12 protein-coding genes are annotated in these 17249 nt (G+C 67.3%); 8 read left to right on the top strand and 4 right to left on the bottom strand.

Annotation, left to right across the window (positions count from 1 at the left end; all coding sequences use genetic code 11):
• On the bottom strand, positions 1-846 hold the full coding sequence (locus tag ROA7023_RS11525) for a 4-helix bundle domain-containing protein (protein ID WP_143535532.1): 846 nt from the start codon (positions 844-846) through the stop codon (positions 1-3).
• Between the two features lie 382 nt (positions 847-1228).
• Between ROA7023_RS11525 and ROA7023_RS11520 the strand changes: the two genes are divergently transcribed.
• Positions 1229-2803 carry an AGE family epimerase/isomerase gene (locus tag ROA7023_RS11520; RefSeq protein WP_159458489.1) on the top strand — a complete coding sequence of 525 codons (1575 nt, stop codon included), beginning with the start codon at positions 1229-1231 and terminating at the stop codon, positions 2801-2803.
• Here the strand turns inward: ROA7023_RS11520 and ROA7023_RS11515 are convergent.
• The 3 genes from ROA7023_RS11515 to ROA7023_RS11505 form a co-directional block, all read right to left on the bottom strand.
• Positions 2791-2997, bottom strand: coding sequence for a cold-shock protein (locus ROA7023_RS11515; RefSeq protein WP_085879186.1), 207 nt, complete (start codon positions 2995-2997; stop codon positions 2791-2793). The two genes, ROA7023_RS11520 and ROA7023_RS11515, sit on opposite strands and share 13 nt — an antisense overlap.
• 199 nt (positions 2998-3196) lie before the next feature.
• Positions 3197-3877, bottom strand: coding sequence for a spermidine synthase (locus ROA7023_RS11510; protein ID WP_085879185.1), 681 nt, complete (start codon positions 3875-3877; stop codon positions 3197-3199).
• A gap of 115 nt (positions 3878-3992) precedes the next feature.
• Complete coding sequence (locus tag ROA7023_RS11505; protein WP_085879184.1) at positions 3993-4934, bottom strand: LysR family transcriptional regulator; 942 nt, start codon at positions 4932-4934, stop codon at positions 3993-3995.
• A gap of 116 nt (positions 4935-5050) precedes the next feature.
• Here ROA7023_RS11505 and ROA7023_RS11500 point away from each other — a divergent pair, with 116 nt between their 5' ends.
• The 7 genes from ROA7023_RS11500 to ROA7023_RS11470 all read left to right on the top strand — a co-directional run bounded on the left by ROA7023_RS11500 (position 5051) and on the right by ROA7023_RS11470 (position 17238).
• Complete coding sequence (locus ROA7023_RS11500; protein WP_200812496.1) at positions 5051-6544, top strand: CoA-acylating methylmalonate-semialdehyde dehydrogenase; 1494 nt, start codon at positions 5051-5053, stop codon at positions 6542-6544.
• 14 nt (positions 6545-6558) lie between these two features.
• On the top strand, positions 6559-8220 hold the full coding sequence (locus ROA7023_RS11495; protein WP_085879182.1) for a GMC family oxidoreductase: 1662 nt from the start codon (positions 6559-6561) through the stop codon (positions 8218-8220).
• Positions 8221-8321: 101 nt separating this feature from the next.
• A complete protein-coding gene (locus tag ROA7023_RS11490; protein WP_085879181.1) occupies positions 8322-9884 on the top strand; it encodes a BCCT family transporter in 1563 nt (520 codons plus the stop codon).
• Positions 9885-9961: 77 nt separating this feature from the next.
• Positions 9962-12475, top strand: a complete 2514-nt coding sequence (locus ROA7023_RS11485) for a CoA transferase (protein ID WP_085879180.1) — start codon at positions 9962-9964, stop codon at positions 12473-12475.
• 71 nt (positions 12476-12546) lie between these two features.
• Positions 12547-14346: a PHA/PHB synthase family protein gene (locus tag ROA7023_RS11480; protein WP_085879179.1), complete on the top strand. Its 1800-nt coding sequence runs from the start codon at positions 12547-12549 to the stop codon at positions 14344-14346.
• Positions 14343-15320, top strand: coding sequence for an alpha/beta fold hydrolase (locus ROA7023_RS11475; protein WP_085879178.1), 978 nt, complete (start codon positions 14343-14345; stop codon positions 15318-15320). Before ROA7023_RS11480 ends, ROA7023_RS11475 begins: the two co-directional genes overlap by 4 nt.
• Complete coding sequence (locus tag ROA7023_RS11470; protein ID WP_234992167.1) at positions 15295-17238, top strand: acyl CoA:acetate/3-ketoacid CoA transferase; 1944 nt, start codon at positions 15295-15297, stop codon at positions 17236-17238. Before ROA7023_RS11475 ends, ROA7023_RS11470 begins: the two co-directional genes overlap by 26 nt.
• Positions 17239-17249 lie beyond the last annotated feature (11 nt).

The raw sequence follows: 17249 nt of genomic DNA, 5'->3' as shown, positions 1-17249 counted from the left end.
TCAGCTCAGTCCCAGCGCTTCCAGTTCCACCCGTGCCGCGGCAACATAGAGCAGGCTGGGGTCGAGGGCGATCTCGCCGCGCCCCTGCAGGTCGCCGAAGGCGGCCTCGGTCTGGCCGAGGTAATCCAGGCCGTTCGCCCCCGCCGCGGCCAGGGCCTCGTCGTCGTTCCGGGTCAACTGCCGCAGCTCCGCCTCGACCACCTGCACAAAGCCCCAGCTGTCCTGGTACTCGTGCAGGTTGGAGATCTCGCCGCCGTTGACCGCGACGGTGTACTCGTCGCCGGCGACGCGGAGCAGGGCGGCGAGGCCCAGCATCTGGTCCTGCGGCGAGATTTCGGCGCGAACCTCCTCGATGGTCGCGCGGGCGGTGTCGAACGCCGCCTGGACCTCGGAGAAGGGCGCCTCGGCCTCGGTCGCGGCGGCAATCGCCTCGATCTGGTCGCGAAGCCGGCTGTAGCCGAGCTCGGCCAGCGGTTCGCTCACCGCGCCGTATTTCTCCTTGATCGGGTGGCCCATGTGGGTCTTTGCCGCCTGGAGGTCGCCCTCTTCATAGAGTGCAAGGCCCGCGCGAATGTGCCCCTCCATGAAGCTCAGGTCGCGCTGCAGCCCCTGATCGAGGTCGACCATGCCGCCGCCTTCGCCTTCGCCTTCCACCTCGCCCCCGGTGACGCCACCGCCTTCGCCCGAGGCCTGCGCCAGGGTGAGCCTGTCGTCGCCGGCCCCCCAGCTGCCGCGGTCCGGCGAGCCGGCGACGGCCGACAGGCCGACGAGCGCCGTGGTCGCGGCGGTTGTCAGGCCGATCATGCGCCGTGCGGCAACGGCGCGGGGTCTTGTCGTTTCGGTCATGTCCGAAGTTCCTTGTTCGATGACAATGCCCGTTGTCTGACAAGCCTGCTGTGCGCTGTCAACAATGCCGACAAAAAAAGTCGGAATTATCATGTCAGGCCTCTGGTGGCCGTTTTGCAAGGTTCTGACCGCTCTGGAACCGCCGGCCCGGGGCGCCATTGGGAACGGGGCCCGGCAAGCGCAAGCGGAATTCGTCGTTGCGTCGAACAACGCGCTGACCGTAGGCTTGGCGCGAACGATCGGCGGTGCGGGCGCTCTCGGCGACCTGTCGCAGCTTTGAAAAACCGGTGTGCCGCGCCAGACAGGCAAGCGGGCGCGCCGCCGGACCCCGGAACCGTATCCTGTGCGAGTGAGCATGTTGGCGAAAATCGAAAGATCCCTGGTGGCCGGATTGGTTGCGTGCCTTTCCACCCTGCCAGCCGCGGCGCAGGATGTGGCGGACCCCGACACATGGCTGCGGCATCTGACCCAGGACCTGCTTCCGTTCTGGAGCGCGGCGGAAGGTGACCCGGCGGGGAATTTTCCGGGCCGGTTGTGCAACGATGGGTCTCTGCCGACCCCGGGGGTCGCCTGTGGCGGCGTCAGCGCCTGGCAGGCCAGCAACCCGCGGCGGACGCTGGTCGCGCAATCCCGGCAGGTCTTCTCTTATGCGGTGGCCTTCCACATGACCGGCGACACCGCCTGGCTGGACCTCGCCCGCGCGGGAGCGCACGACCAGTTCGACACCTTTCTGAACACCGATACAGGCATCTTCAACGAGGTGTACGACGTCAACACGGGCGACAGTTGGACGGGGTCGGGCGGGGCGAACAGTCAGAAACAGGCCTACGGGCTGCTGGGGCCGACCTTTCTGCATTACCTCACCGGGGATGCGGAACTCGGCCAGCAGATCGACGCGGTCAGCCAAGAGCTGACGGCGACCTTCCGCGACCCGGCCACCGGGGGCTGGCGGGCGGTTCCGGGGGCCGCGGGGCCCGGCAACAGGATCGTCAGCCACCTCGATCAGCTCAACGCCTGGCAGACTCTGCTGGCCGCCAATGCGCCGCTCGCCGACCGCGAGGCCATCGTGACGGACGCGCTGGAGACCGCGCGATACCTGCGCGAGGCATTCTATGACCCGACGACCGGCCTGTTCCGGCGGACGCGGGACACCCCGGCAGGGACGCTGGCCAATGCCGACCTCGGCCATTCGATCAAGGCGGCGTGGTTCATCGACCAGTCCGCCAAACTCGCCGGTGACACAGAACTCGAGCGGTTCGCCCTGCAGACTGCGGCGGGCGTGCTGGATCTCGCCTGGCGCACGGACGGGGCCTGGACCACGGGCTATGACGCCGAGGGCAATCCGGACGACGCGGCGGTCTGGTGGTCCTGGGCGGAGCTTGACCAATACGCCGCGTCCCTCGCGATCGAACGGCCCCAGATGCGGGACCGGCTGATGGAAACCCAGGCCTATTGGCTCGAACATTTCGTGGACGATGCCGACGGCGGCATCTGGGGCATCGTCGACCTTGCCTCCAACACGCCGGACACCGGCTATTCGAAGCATTGGGAGTGGAAGGCCGGCTTTCACAGCTTCGAGCACGCGCTGATTTCCTATCTCTCCTCCAGCGCCCGGCAGGACGGCACGGCAGAGCTGTTCTTTGCCCGCCCGGGCGGCGTACTGCCCGAGACGCTGGCCTATGGCTTCACCGCCGATCCGTTCACCGTGCCGCCGGTCAGCCTGTTCGCCGCCGCCGAGAGCCCGGTCCAGCGCGTGGAACTGACAGGGCTGACCTACGGCACTGCCGCGCTTTCGGCCGTCCCGGTGCCGGCGGGGGCCGTCCTACTGCTGTCGGCGCTGGCCCTCCTGCGGCTGGGCGGCCGCAGGCGGCCAGCACGGCAAGGCAGGCGCACAAACGAAAAAGGGCGCCCGGAGGCGCCCTGTTCCAAAGTCGGACCGATCGTTCAGGCGAGCTGAAGATTGGCGGCGGACTCGCGGCCGTCACGGCCGGCTTCCACGTCGTAGGTGACTTTCTGGTCGTCGCTGACCGTGGTCAGACCTGCCCGCTCGACGGCGGAAATGTGCAGGAAGACGTCCTTGCCACCGCTCTCGGGTGCAATGAAGCCAAAACCTTTGGTTGCGTTAAACCATTTCACGGTGCCATTGGCCATCGTGAGATCTCCTTAGTGTATTCAACCTGTTCGCGGAAGTGCAACAGCGTGGCGTCGCCGGCCAAGATCGAGTTCGCTGAAGTCCGGTAGGGAACGCAGGGGATCGATAGAGGGAAGTTAGCGAGAGGACGTTTGACAGGTCCGGGGCGGTCTGTCCATGGCTCATCGCGCGCTGGCGCGGTTTCTTTTGCGCCGCCCCTCAGCCTGCGGGGCGAACCGCGGTCCAGATCGTGTGCCGTCCTCCGCGCCCCGAACGGCCGGCGCGGACGCCATGCGCCCGGGCCGTGAAGCCGGCCTTCGCCAGCCGCGCGGTGAAGGCCGAATCCGGCGCTGCGGACCAGACCGCGAGAATGCCACCCGGGGTCAGGGCCTTGCGGGCGGCGCGGAGCCCCGCGTCGGAATAGAGTGCCCCGTTGCCGTCGCGGGTCAACCCGTCGGGGCCGTTGTCCACGTCCAGCAGGATCGCATCGAAGGCCCCCGTCGCCGCCCGGATCTCGGCGCCGACATCGCCCTTGCGGATTTCGACCCGGTGGTCAGAGAGGCATTCCCCGAACACCGCGGCCATGTGCGTCGCGGCCCAGTCGACCAGTTCCGGCACGATCTCCGACACGACCAACACCGCATCCTGAGGCGAGAGGGTCTGCGCGGCCCGCAGGGTGAACCCCATCCCGAGCCCCCCGATCAGCACGCGGGGCGCGGGCCTCGCCTGCAAATGCTCGAGCGCGAGCGTCGCCAGCGCCTCTTCGGACCCGCCGAGGCGGCTGTTCATCAGCTCGTTGCCGTCCGTGAGCCGGATGGAGAATTCCTCCCCCCGTTGCCACAGCCGGAGCGTGACACCTTGCGGCGTCTGCGCCGTCGCCTGCTGGATCCATGGCTGCATTCGGGGGCCTCTTTCCTGCCGTTGCGGACGTCCCTTAACCGGTCTGCCACCCGGAGGCACCCGTCATCTTGGCCTTGCGCGCAGGTGCCGCGCGGCAAGCGGGCGGGCAACAGGCCTAGGCGCCAAGGGGCGACGGGTTCTCGGACCATACGCCGGACATGGCGTCGAAGATGCAGGCGACCCGGGGGTCGCTCCGCCGCTCGGCCAGGGTGATGAAGCTGAGCGTGGTCCCGATCTCTACCCGGTCGGCGACCGCCACGCCGTTCGCCTGCTTTTCGAACAACGCAAGCGAATCCCGGCAGAGGCTGAGCCCGATGCCGGACCGGACCATCGCCAGCATGGACAATTCCTGGTCGACCCGCGCCACGGTGCGCGGCGTGACGCCAAGGTCGCCGAAGATCCGGGTCAGAAGCCGGTTGTGGACCGAGGATTTCTGCGTGCCGATCCATGGCAGCTGCGCCAGATCCGTCCAATCCTTGCCACGGATCCGGTTTTCCCAGCCGGGCGGCGCGATCACGAAATAGGAAAATCGCGCAAGCAGTTGCTGATGTATCCGCGAGGCGATCGTCTCGTCCCCGGCGCGGGCCGCGACGTCGAGCTCTCCGAGGAAAAAGCCGGCGTCGATTTCGTCCCGAAGCACCCGCGCGAGGATCTCGCCGCTGACGCTGTGGAACAACTCGGTCTCCAACCCCGGTGCGGCCCGGTTCAGCTCGGCCAGAAAGGCGCCCAGCCGGGTGAAGTCGGGGTCGATGACCGTGCCGATCCGGATGCGCCCCTGGATGCCGCCGGTCAGGGTCCGGGCCGCATGCCCGAATTCCGCCATCGCGGACAGGACCTTTTCCGCCTTCACCGCGAGCAATGCGCCTTGATGGGTCGGGCTCAGGCCCTTTGGCGTGCGGTGGAAAAGCTCCATCCCGCAAGCCTCCGACAGCTGCTTGAGCTGCAGCGTCACGGCGGGCTGGGACAGGTGCAGCATCTCCGCCGCGCGGGTCACGTTGCCCTCCCGCAGGACCGTGACGAAGGCGGTCAGCGTGCGCAGATCTGTGAGGTGCCGCATACTTTTCCTGCTCTTTATTTGCGCAGCTTATAATGGGTCGGGCCATTAGTCATTGGATTTCGCGAACGCCTTGACGCTACGTCCTGCCAACTCAGCCAGGAGAGATCGGCATGACCATCACCCACATCAAACACCATATTGGCGGACAGCAGGTCTCGGGCCGGAGCGAACGGACGCAGGACGTCTACAACCCCGCCACCGGTCAGGTGACCGGCCGGGTCGCACTTGCCGATGACGAGGACGTGGCCGCCGCGGTCGCCGCCGCCAAGGCCGCCTTTCCCGCCTGGGCCGATACGCCGCCGATCCGCCGCGCCCGGATCATGAACCGGTTCCTCAACCTGCTGAACCAGCACAAGGACGCGCTGGCCCGCGCCATCACCGCCGAGCATGGCAAGGTCTTCACCGACGCCCGCGGCGAAGTCGAGCGCGGCATCGACATCGTCGAGTTCGCCTGCGGCATGCCGCAGCTGCTCAAGGGCGATTTCACCGACCAGGTCTCGACCGGGATCGACAACTGGACCCTGCGCCAGCCGCTTGGCGTGGTGGCCGGTGTCACCCCGTTCAATTTTCCCGTCATGGTGCCGATGTGGATGTTCCCGGTCGCCATCGCCGCCGGCAACACCTTTGTGCTCAAGCCGTCCCCGACGGATCCCACGCCGTCGCTGATGTATGCCGAGCTGATGAAGGAAGCCGGGTTCCCCGACGGCGTCTTCAACGTCGTGCACGGCGACAAGGTGGCCGTCGACGCGCTGCTGCAGCATCCCGACGTGCAGGCGATCTCCTTCGTGGGCTCCACCCCCATCGCCAACTACATCTACGAGACCGGCGCCCGGCACGGCAAGCGGGTGCAGGCGCTTGGCGGGGCCAAGAACCACATGCTGGTGATGCCCGACGCGGACCTGGAAAAGGTTGTGGACGCGCTGGTCGGCGCGGCCTTCGGGTCGGCGGGCGAGCGGTGCATGGCGATCTCGGTCGCGACGCTGGTCGGGGATGTGGGCGACCGCATCATGCCGATGCTGGCCGAGCGGGCGCAGAACCTGGTGATCAAGAACGGTGTCGAGATGGACGCCGAGATGGGCCCGGTCGTCACCGCCGCCGCCCATGCCCGGATCACCGGCTACATCGAGAAGGGCGTGGCCGAGGGTGCGCGGCTGGTGGTGGACGGCCGCGGGCACAAGGTCGAAGGGCATGACGACGGCTTCTGGCTGGGCGGCACGCTGTTCGACCACGTCACCCCCGAGATGACGATCTACCGCGAGGAGATCTTCGGCCCGGTGCTGTCGTGCATCCGCGTCGCGGATTTCGCGGAGGGCGTCGAGCTGATCAACGCGCATGAGTTCGGCAACGGCGTCAGCCTGTTCACCCGCGACGGCAACGTGGCGCGAGAGTTCGGCCGCAAGATCCAGGTCGGCATGGTCGGCATCAACGTCCCGATCCCGGTGCCCATGGCCTGGCACGGCTTCGGTGGCTGGAAAAAGAGCCTGTTCGGCGACATGCACGCCTATGGCGAAGAGGGTGTCCGTTTCTACACCAAGCAGAAATCCATCATGCAGCGCTGGCCCGAAAGCATCTCCAAAGGTGCCGAGTTCGCCATGCCCGTCTCGCGCTGAGTTCGGAGAGCGACATGCCCAGGGATCCATTCGACTACATCATCGTGGGGGCAGGCACCGCCGGCTGCCTGCTTGCCAATCGCCTGAGCGCGGACCCGTCGAAACAGGTGCTGCTGCTGGAGGCCGGAAAGAAGGACAATTACATCTGGATCCACGTGCCGGTGGGGTATCTCTATTGCATCGGCAATCCGCGGACCGACTGGCTGTATCAGACCGAGCCGACCCCGGGGCTCAACGGGCGCTCGCTGCGCTATCCGCGCGGCAAGACGCTGGGCGGGTGCTCCTCGATCAACGGCATGATCTACATGCGGGGCCAGGCCCGCGACTATGACAACTGGGCCCGGCTGACCGGCGACGACGACTGGACCTGGCAGAATGCGCTGCCCGACTTCAAGGCGCACGAGCATCACTACCGGCTCGACGGTGGCGCCGATCCGCAGACCGGCGACAACAGCCGGTTCTCGGACCTGCACGGCGGCGGCGGAGAGCTGCGGATCGAAAAGCAGCGCCTGCGCTGGGACGTGCTCGAGGCTTTCGCCGCGGCCGCCAACGAGGCCGGCATCGAGAGCACCGAGGATTTCAACAGCGGCGACAATGCCGGTGTGGGCTATTTCGAGGTGACGCAGAAATCCGGCTGGCGTTGGAACGGCCCCAAGGCCTTTCTGCGCCCGATCAAGAACCGCAAGAACCTGACCGTCTGGATCGAAAGCCAGGTCGAGCGCCTGGTGTTCGAGACGACGCAGTCGGGGGCCACCCGCTGCACCGGCGCCATCGTGCGCCGCGGCGGCGACGCGGTCACCGTGCGTGCCAAGAGCGAGGTCGTGCTGTCGGCCGGCGCCATCGGCTCTCCGCAGATCCTGCAATTGTCGGGCGTGGGCCCGGCGGCGCTGTCCAAGGCGCAGGGCCTCGATGTGGTCGCGGACCTGGCGGGGGTCGGCGAGAACCTGCAGGACCATCTGCAGATCCGCGCCGTTTTCAAGGTCAAGAACGCCAAAACACTGAACACCATCGCAAATTCCATGGTGGGCAAGGCCAAGATCGGGCTGGAATACGTGCTGAAACGCTCCGGTCCCATGAGCATGTCGCCCAGCCAGCTTGGCGCGTTCTCGCGCTCTGACCCGGAGCGGGCCCATGCGAACCTGGAATACCACGTCCAGCCGCTCAGCCTCGATGCCTTCGGCGAGGATCTGCACCCGTTCCCGGCGATGACCGCGAGCGTCTGCAACCTCAACCCCACCAGCCGCGGCCATGTCCGGATCAAGTCGAACCGCTTCGACGACGCGCCCGAGATCTCGCCCAACTACCTGTCCACGGATGACGACCGCCACGTCGCGGCCCAGAGCCTGCGGCAGGTGCGCGAGATCATGTCGAAGCCGGCGATGCAGAAGTACCAGCCGCAGGAGTGGAAACCGGGCGTCGAGTTCCAGTCCGACGACGAGCTGGCCAAGCTCGCCGGCGACATCGCCAACACCATCTTCCATCCGACCGGCACCGCCAAGATGGGCCGGGCGGATGATCCGACCGCTGTCGTGGACACACGGCTTCGGGTCCGCGGAATCGAGGGGCTGCGCGTCGTCGACGCCAGCGTCATGCCCGAGATCACCAGCGGCAACACCAACGCCCCGACCCTCATGATAGCAGAGAAAGCCGCACGCTGGATCAAGATGGCGGGGTAACGCGCACCCCGGACCGACCATTCTGCACGACACCGACCCAAACATTGATCGCCGACGCCTCTCGTCACACGACGGTGCCGGCGCGGGAGGAGGACCCGACCATGACTTACCACAAACCAGGGGACGACCGGCTCGACCGCCGCGTGTTCATCCCGTCGCTCGCGGTGCTTGCCGCCGTCATTGCCCCGATGTTGCTGTTTCCCGAGGCCGGCCCCGCCGCCGTCAGCGCGGCCTTCAGCTTCGTCACCGGCCAGTTCGGCTGGCTCTATCTTCTGGCCGGCCTGTCCGCCGTGGTCTTCCTGATCGGTCTCGCGATCAGCAGATACGGCAACGTGCGTCTGGGCGGCCCAGATGATGTGCCCGAGTTCAGCTATTTCAGCTGGATCGCCATGATATTCTGTGGCGGGATCGGCATCGCCATCGTCAACTGGGCCTGGGTCGAGCCGATCTACTACATGCAGGGCCCCCCCTTCGCGGTAGAGCCGATGTCGTCGAAAGCGGCGGAATGGGCGCTGACCTACGGCCAGTTCCACTGGGGCCTGACGCCCTGGGCGATCTACTGCGTGCCCGCGATCCCGATCGCCTATTCGATGTATGTCCGCGGCAACCCGGGCGTGCGCCTGTCGGTGGCCGCGGGCGGCGTTCTGGGCAAGCACGTGGATGGCTGGGGCGGCGTTCTGCTCGATTCCATCGTGGTCTTCGGCGTGGTCGGCGGTGTCGGCACCTCGCTCGGCCTGGCTGTCCCGCTCGTCTCGACCCTGGTCAGCGGACAGTTCGGCGTGCAGCCGTCGCTGCTGCTCGATCTCGCGATCCTCGCCATCTGGACGGCCATGTTCGGCGCGTCGGTCTGGTTCGGTCTGTCCAAGGGCATCAAGATCCTGTCGGACACCAACGTGATCCTCGCGATCTTCCTCGTGGCCTTCACCTTCATCATCGGGCCCAAGCTCTTCATCGTGAACGGCTGGGTCAACAGCTTCGGCCAGATGGCGTCTAACTTCGTCACCATGAGCATGTGGACCGACCCGGTCGACCACTCGACGTTTCCGCAGGACTGGACCGTATTCTACTGGGCCTGGTGGATCGCCTACGCACCGATGATGGGCCTGTTCGTCGCGCGGATCTCCCGCGGCCGGACCATCCGCGAGCTGATCGTGGCAGAGCTTGTCTGGGGATCGCTCGGCTGCTGGGTGTTCTTCGCGGTCTGGGGTGGCTACGCGCTCAACCTGCAGATCTCCGGCGTCCTCGACGTCTCGGCAATCCTGAGCGAAAGCGGCATTCCCGCGACCGTGCAGGCCATCCTGGGCACGATGCCCATGTCCGGGCTGATCACGGTGGTCTTCATCATCCTGTGCTTCATCTTCCTTGCGACGACGCTGGACAGCGCGGCCTATGTGCTGGCCTCGGTCACCTCGCGCAAGTTGTCGGGATACCAGGAGCCCAAGCGGTCCATCCGGCTTGCCTGGGCCTTCATCCTCGCAGCGGTCGGCGTCGTGCTGATCCAGCTGGGCGGGCTGAAGCCGGTGCAGACCTCGACCATCGTGGTCGCCCTGCCGCTGATTCCGGTGCTGGTGATCCTGTGCTTCTCGCTGCTGCGCTGGCTCAAGGAAGACTTCGGCACCGAAGCCAGGCTGCACCACCTGGTGACCAAGCAGCCGGCCGAGTAGCCGGCGACCGGCGCCCCGGCCCGCAACCCGGGCCGGGGCCCCCGCGACCAACAATTCTCCAGCTTCGGAAGACCAAAATGACAAACGGCACCGCTTCCACTCTTCCCCTCAAGGGCGTCAAGGTCGTCGACTTCGGCCAGTATATCGCCGGCCCCGCAGTCGCGATGATCCTTGCGGATCTCGGTGCCACCGTCGTCCACGTCGACCCGCCGTCAGGCCCGCCCTGGGTCAGCCCGGCCAACGCGACGCTGAACCGCAACAAGATGATCGTGACGATCGACCTCAAGACGACCGAGGGCCTGGCCGAGGCGCTGGACCTGATCGCCGAGGCCGATATCGTGGTCGAGAGCTTCCGCCCCGGCGTGATGGCGCGGCTGGGCATCGACTTTCCCGCGCTCCGCGAGGACCGGCCGGAGCTGATCACCCTGTCGATCCCCGGATTTGCCTCCAACGATGCGCTGCGCCGCGACTGGCGCGCCTATGAAAGCATCATCGCCGCCTGCTCGGGCGTGTTCACGGACATGGGCCTCAACCGCGTGCTGATGGGCATCAACCCGTCCTTCTCGCCGCTGCCGCTCGCCTCGGCCTACGGCACGATGCTGGCGGCCTCGGCGGTCGTCCTGGCGCTGCAGTCGCGCGAACGCACCGGCTACGGTGACGAGATCGAGGTCCCGCTGGCATCGGCCGTGATGGAGGGGCTCTGCTACAACTCGATCAACGTCCAGAATTACCCCGACCGCTACAAGACTCAGCGCGAGGCCGAGATCGAGCGCCGGCGGGTCGAGGGCCTGCCGATGAACGTCACCTACGAAGAGCTGCAGGAGATGCTCGATCCGTTCTACCGTTCCTACAAGTGCAAGGACGGCCGGATGTTCTACGTCGTCTGCCCCAGCCACAAGCACCACGCCAAGCGCTGTCTCAAGACGCTGGGGATCTACGACGAGCTGGTCGCCGAAGGCCTCACCGAGGAGGAGGACACCTATCTGCCCGTCTCCGAGTGGAAATCGGACGTCTCGCTGGGCGTTTACCCGCTGCCGAAACTCTGGGCAGACAGGATCGCCGAGCGGATGAAGCACGTGTTCATGACCCGCACCGCCAAGGAATGGGAGCGGATCTTTGGCCGCGGCAAGTTCCCGGGCGCCCCGCAGCGCTGGCTGCAGGAGTGGATCAACGACGACCACGCCGAGACCGCCGGCCTGATGGTCGAGGTCGAGGATTCGGAATTCGGCACCATGACCCAGCCCGGCCCGATGGTCTGGCTCGAGGAGAGCGGCGAAGAAATGCTCGCGCCCACGGGGCGGCGCTGGGTCACGGTCGCGGGCGCGCTGAAACAGCTGCGCCGGATGCCGACGAAACTGCCGCGCCCCAAACCCAGAAGCGAAAAGGCCGGCTGGCTGGACGGGGTGCGCGTGCTCGACATGTGCAACGTGATCGCGGGGCCGCATTCGGTGTCCTACCTCGCCCGCTTCGGCGCCGAGGTCATCAAGATCGACCCGCCGACCCCGAATTACGACAGCTGGAACACGGTCATCTTCAGCCTGTCGCACGGCCGTGGCAAGCGCTCGATCCTGGCAGACATCTCCTCCGGCGAGGGTCGGGAGGTGTTCGAAAAGCTGGTGGCCTCGGTCAACGTGATCGTCTGGAACGCGCCCGACCGGCAGGTCAAGGCGCTGGGCCTGGACGCGGACTCGCTCAAGAAGCTCAACCCCGACGCGATCTTCTGCAAGCTCGACTGCTTCGGCGGCGTGCGTCCGGGGCCCCGGACCAACTATCTGGGCTATGACGACCTGGTGCAGGCAACCACGGGGATCATGCTGCGCTTCGGCGGCGGGATGGACACGCCCGAAGAGCACGCCCATGTCGGCACGATCGACGTCATGTGCGGCTTCGGCGGATCGCTGGGCGTGGCCGCGGCGCTTTACCAGAAGCTCAAGACCGGGGTGACGGGGCGGCCGCGGACCTCACTCTCGGCGCTCAGCGGGCTGGCGCAGATCCCGTATTGCTACGACTACGAGCGGCGCGGTCTCTTCGACGAACCCTCGGGGCGCGAGGTCAACGGCTACGACGACCTCGTCCGGTTCTACTATACCGCGTCGAACAATTTCGTCCTGCTCAGCGCCGAAGAGAGCGACCTGCCACGGCTGAACACGGTCGAGGGTCTGGAAGGGATCATCGACGTGCCGGCCGACGGGCGGGCCGCGTTCCTCGCCACCGCCTTCGGCGCGGCGCGGGCCAGCGACTGGGCCGAGCGGCTGCAGGCCGCCGACATCGGCGCCACCGTCTGCGAGAACATCGAGTCGATCCGGGCCTACAACAGCCGCCCGGCGGACGGGACGCCCGGCACCGATCGCGGCAGCTATGCCTTCTCGGTCTACGAGGACCACCCGAGCGGGCACGTGATCACCCAGCTCGATCCCTTCGCGATCCGCCCCGCGCACGGGACGATCTACGCGCTCGACCCGGCCGAGAAGTTCGGGACCTCGACGCGCCCGATCCTCGAAGAGCTGGGCTATGACTCCGTGGCCATCGACCGGATGATCGCCGACGGCGCGGTCTGCGAGAGCTGGAGCAGGGAATACCTGCCCAGCTGACCCCCCAGAAACCCCGGAATGCCGGTGCGGCAAACACGCCGCGCCGGCGAACGGTGAAAGGAAAAGCCGCGATGGCCGACAAGCACAAGACCACGGCGGACACGCCTCTCGATCCCGCCGAGGCCGCCCGCCAGGCGGCGGACGTGGCTCAGCGCACGCAGGCGATCTTTCAGGCCTTCATGGACCGCCAGCAGAAGGGCGACGTGCCGCCCGGCTTCGACCCCGCCGCGGTCTCGCGCGCCCTTTGGGACTGGAACCTCACGCTGATGCGCGATCCGCAGGCGCTGATGAAGGCCAACACCGCCTATTGGGAGCGGATGGGCCGCCTGTTCCAGGCCGGCACCGCCCGTCTTGGCGGCGGCGAAAGACCCGAGCCCGTCGCGGTTCCGGCCAGGGGCGACGGCCGGTTCCGCAACGAGGCCTGGAGCGAGGAGGCGGTGTTCGACCACCTCAAGCAGGCCTACCTGATCTACGCGGATTATGCCCAGGCGCTGGCGGATCAGCCCAACGACATGGACCCGCACACCCGCAAGATCGTCAGCTTCTACACCCGGCGGTCGATCGAGGCGCTGTCGCCGACGAATTTCGCCCATTCCAACCCCGAGGTCATCGAGAAGGCGCGGGAGACCGGCGGCCAGAACCTTGTCGAGGGGTTCTCCAACCTGTTGCGCGACCTCGAACGCGGGCAGGGGCGGCTGAAGATCACCATGACCGATCCCGACGCCTTCGAGGTCGGCCGCAACCTCGCGACGACGCAAGGCTCCGTGGTCTTCGAGAACGACCTCATGCAGCTGATCCAGTACGCGCCCGGCACCGATACCGTGCACGCCCGCCCGCTGCTGATCGTGCCGCCCTGGATCAACAAGTACTACGCGCTGGACCTGACGCCCGACAAGAGCATGGTGAAATGGCTGGTCGATCAGGGCCACACGGTGTTCCTGATCTCCTGGGTCAATCCGGGGCCGGAGCTCGCGCAGAAGGGGTTCGACGACTACATGTTCGAAGGCCCGCTGGAGGCTATCGAGGTGATGCGCCAGATCACCGGCGCCAGGGACGTGAACGTCGCCGGCTACTGCATTGGCGGCACGCTGGTCGCGACGATGCTCGCCTATCTGGCTGCCCGGGGCGAACGCCCGGTCCATTCCGCCACGCTGATGGCCTGCATGACCGATTTCGAAGAATCCGGCGACCTCGGCGTGTTCATCGACGACGCGCAGCTGGCCACCCTTCGGCGCGCGGTCGAGACGCGCGGTTACCATTCGGGCGAGGAGATGTCGTCGGTCTTTTCGCTGATGCGGGCCAACGACCTGATCTGGGGGCACGTGGTCAACAACTACCTGCTGGCCAAGGAGCAATTGCCCTTCGACATGGTCTACTGGTTCCAGGATTCGACCCGGCTGCCGGCCCGGATGATCCTTTGGTATCTCGAGACCTATTACAACCGGAACCTCCTGCGGGAACCCGGCGCGGTGGAGATCGGTGGCGTCGCGCTCGACCTCGGCCGGGTCGACGTGCCGCTCTACTTCATGTCCGCCGAAGAGGATCACATCTGCCCCTGGGCCTCGACCTTCGCCGGGGCGCAGCATTTCGGGGGCGACAAGACCTTCGTGCTGGGCGGCTCGGGCCATAACGCCGGTGTGGTCAATCCGCCGACCAAGGTGAAATACGGCTACCGGACCAACGCCTTGACCGGCCCGGACGCACCGGCTTGGCACGCCGGGGCAGAGCAGCACGCCGGCTCCTGGTGGCCGCATTGGAACGACTGGCTGGCGACGCAGAACCCCGGCGAAAAGGTGGCCCCGCCCGGGATCGGATCGCGCAAGCATGGCGTCATCGAGCCCGCGCCGGGGCGATACGTGCAGGTCCGATGACCGTGAACGCGCCTCGACCGGCGCGGCCCGGCGGGGGCGGCCGCGCCGCGCCCAACTGGTCGCTGGACGAGTTCCGGCGGACCGAGGACAGCTTGACCTACGTCCGCGCGATCAACCCCAAGGGCTTTCACATGATCGCCTACCATGTCTGGGGAAAACCGGACGATGTCAGGCCGCTGTTCTGCGTCCACGGGCTGACCCGGCACGGCGGCGATTTCGACCCGCTGGCCCGGGCGCTGGCGGGTCGTCGCAAGATCGTCTGCCCCGATCTTGTGGGCCGGGGCGCAAGCGACTGGCTGCCCGATCCCGACGATTACCACGTGCCCCAGTATAATTGCGACCTGACCGCGGTGCTGGCCGCCGCGGGCTGTTCCGAGGTCGACTGGATCGGCACCTCGCTCGGCGGGCTCTGCGGGATCGTCATGGCGGGCCTGCCGAATTCTCCGATCCGCAGGCTGGTGATCAACGACGTGGCCCCCGAGGTGCCGATGCCCGCGCTGCGCCGGGTGGCCGGCTACCTCGCCGGGCCGATCCGGCTGGCGGACTACGCCGCGACCGAGGCCCACCTGCGCGAGATCTACGCCGGTTTCGGCCCGATGACCGACGACGATTGGCGCCACATGGCCCATACCAGCGTCTACCGCGAAGACGACGGGTCCTATGCGCCGCATTTCGACCCCGGCATCGGCGAGAACTTTCGCCAATACTGGCTGCTGGTCCGCTTCAACTTCTGGACCTACTGGAAACGGATCAAATGCCCGATCCTGATCCTGCGCGGCACGAACTCCGACTTTCTCACGCCGGAGCTTCTGGCCCGGATGGTGGCCGAGCAGCCCGGCGCCAGCGTCATCGAATTCGACGGCGTGGGCCACACGCCGACGCTCAACACCGCCGCACAGATCGACCCGATCCTGTCCTGGCTGGATGCGACAGAAGAGGAGCCGGGACGTGAGCGACAAGATAACGGCAGTTGAAGACGCCATCGGCCTGATCCGCGACGGCGACCGCATCACCACCTCCGGCTTCGTCGGCATCGGCGTGCCCGAGGCGCTGCTGAAGGCGCTCGAGACCCGTTTCCTGGACACCGGCACCCCGCGCGGGATCAAGCTGTTCTTCGCCGCGGGGCAGGGCGACGGCAAGGACCGCGGGTTGAACTGCCTGGGCCACGACGGGCTTGTCGCCGAAGCCATCGGGGGCCACTGGGGGCTGATCCCGAAAATGGCCCGCCTCGCCGTCGAGGGGCGGATGAAGGCCTACAACCTGCCGCAGGGCGTCATCAGCCAGCAGTTCCGCGAGATCGCGGCCGGGCGGCCCGGCCTCGTCACCCGCGTCGGCCTCGAGACCTTCGTCGATCCGCGGCAGGACGGGGGGCGGATCAACGCCGTCTCGACCGACCCGGTGGTCGAGCTGATCGAGCTGGGGGGCAGGGAATACCTCTTTTATCCCGCCCCGCGGATCGACGTGGCCCTGCTGCGCGGCACCACCGCGGACCCCAAGGGCAACGTCACCCTCGAGAACGAGGCGCTGACGCTCGACAACCTCAGCCAGGCGATGGCGGTCAAGAACTCCGGCGGCCTGGTCATCGTGCAGGTGGAGCGGATCGCGGCCCCCGGCACCCTGCACCCGCGCGAGGTTCAGATCCCCGGCGGCTTCGTCGATGCCGTCGTCGTCGCCGAGCCCGGCGATCACGTCCAGACCTTCGCCACGCCCTTCTCCCACGCCTTCACCGGCGCGTTCCGCGTCCAGACCGACGAGATGCCGGCCGGAGAGCTGACCCTGCGCAAGATCATCGCCCGCCGGGCGGCCTTCGAGCTGCCGGTCAACGGCGTCGTCAACCTCGGCATCGGCATGCCCGAGGGGGTCGCCGCGGTCGCCGGCGAAGAGCGGCTTCTGGACTATCTGACCCTGACGACCGAGCCCGGCGTGATCGGCGGGCGCCCGGCGTCGGGCCTCGATTTCGGGGCGGCGGTCAACACCGACGCGATCATCGCGCAGAACCTGCAGTTCGACTTCTACGACGGCGGCGGGCTGGATCTGGCCATTCTCGGCATGGCCGAGGCCGACAGCGCCGGGTCGGTCAATGTCTCGCGGTTCGGGGCGCGGCTGGCGGGCTCGGGCGGGTTCATCAACATCAGCCAGAACGCGCGGGCGCTGGTCTTCACCGGCACCTTCACCTCGGGCGGGCTGGAGACGTCGGTCGAGGACGGCGCACTGGTGATCCGGCGCGAGGGTGCGGTGCGCAAGTTCGTCCGGCAGGTGGAACAGACCACGTTTGCCGGTGCGCGGGCGGCAGAGCAGGGCCGCAAGGTGATCTACGTGACCGAGCGCTGTGTCCTGGCGCTGGAGCGCGACGGGCTGCACCTGGTCGAGGTGGCGCCGGGGGTCGATATCGACCGCGACATCCTGGGCCAGATGGATTTCGCGCCGATCCTGGACAGCCCCAAACTCATGGATGCCCGCATCTTTGCCGACCCGCCCATGGGGCTGCGGTCCGACCTGCTGGCCCTCGGCATCGAAGACCGCATCGCGATGGACCCGGACGGCCGGACCCTGTTCATCAACTTCGAGAAACTCCGCGTGCGCCGCGAGCAGGACGTGGCCCGCATCCGCGCCCGGATCGAGCAGGTCTGCCGGGCGCAGGGCAACCGGGTCGACGTGATCGTGAACTACGACGACGCGCAGATCGACCCGGAGATCGCCACGGCCTATGCCGCCATGGTCCGGGACCTGGAAGACGGCTATTACGGCACGGTCACCCGGTTTTCAAACTCCGCCTTCATGCGGGTCAAGATCGGGGATGTGCTGCGGCGCGACGTGGGCTCGCATGTCTTCGAGACGGTGGACGAAGCCAAGGCCTTCCTCGCCCGGACGCGCGACGACGGGGCAGGGTAGGGCGGGGCCGG

The organism is Roseisalinus antarcticus (assembly GCF_900172355.1).
GTDB lineage: Bacteria > Pseudomonadota > Alphaproteobacteria > Rhodobacterales > Rhodobacteraceae > Oceanicola > Oceanicola antarcticus_A.
This window is presented reverse-complemented; position numbering and strand designations above follow the sequence as displayed.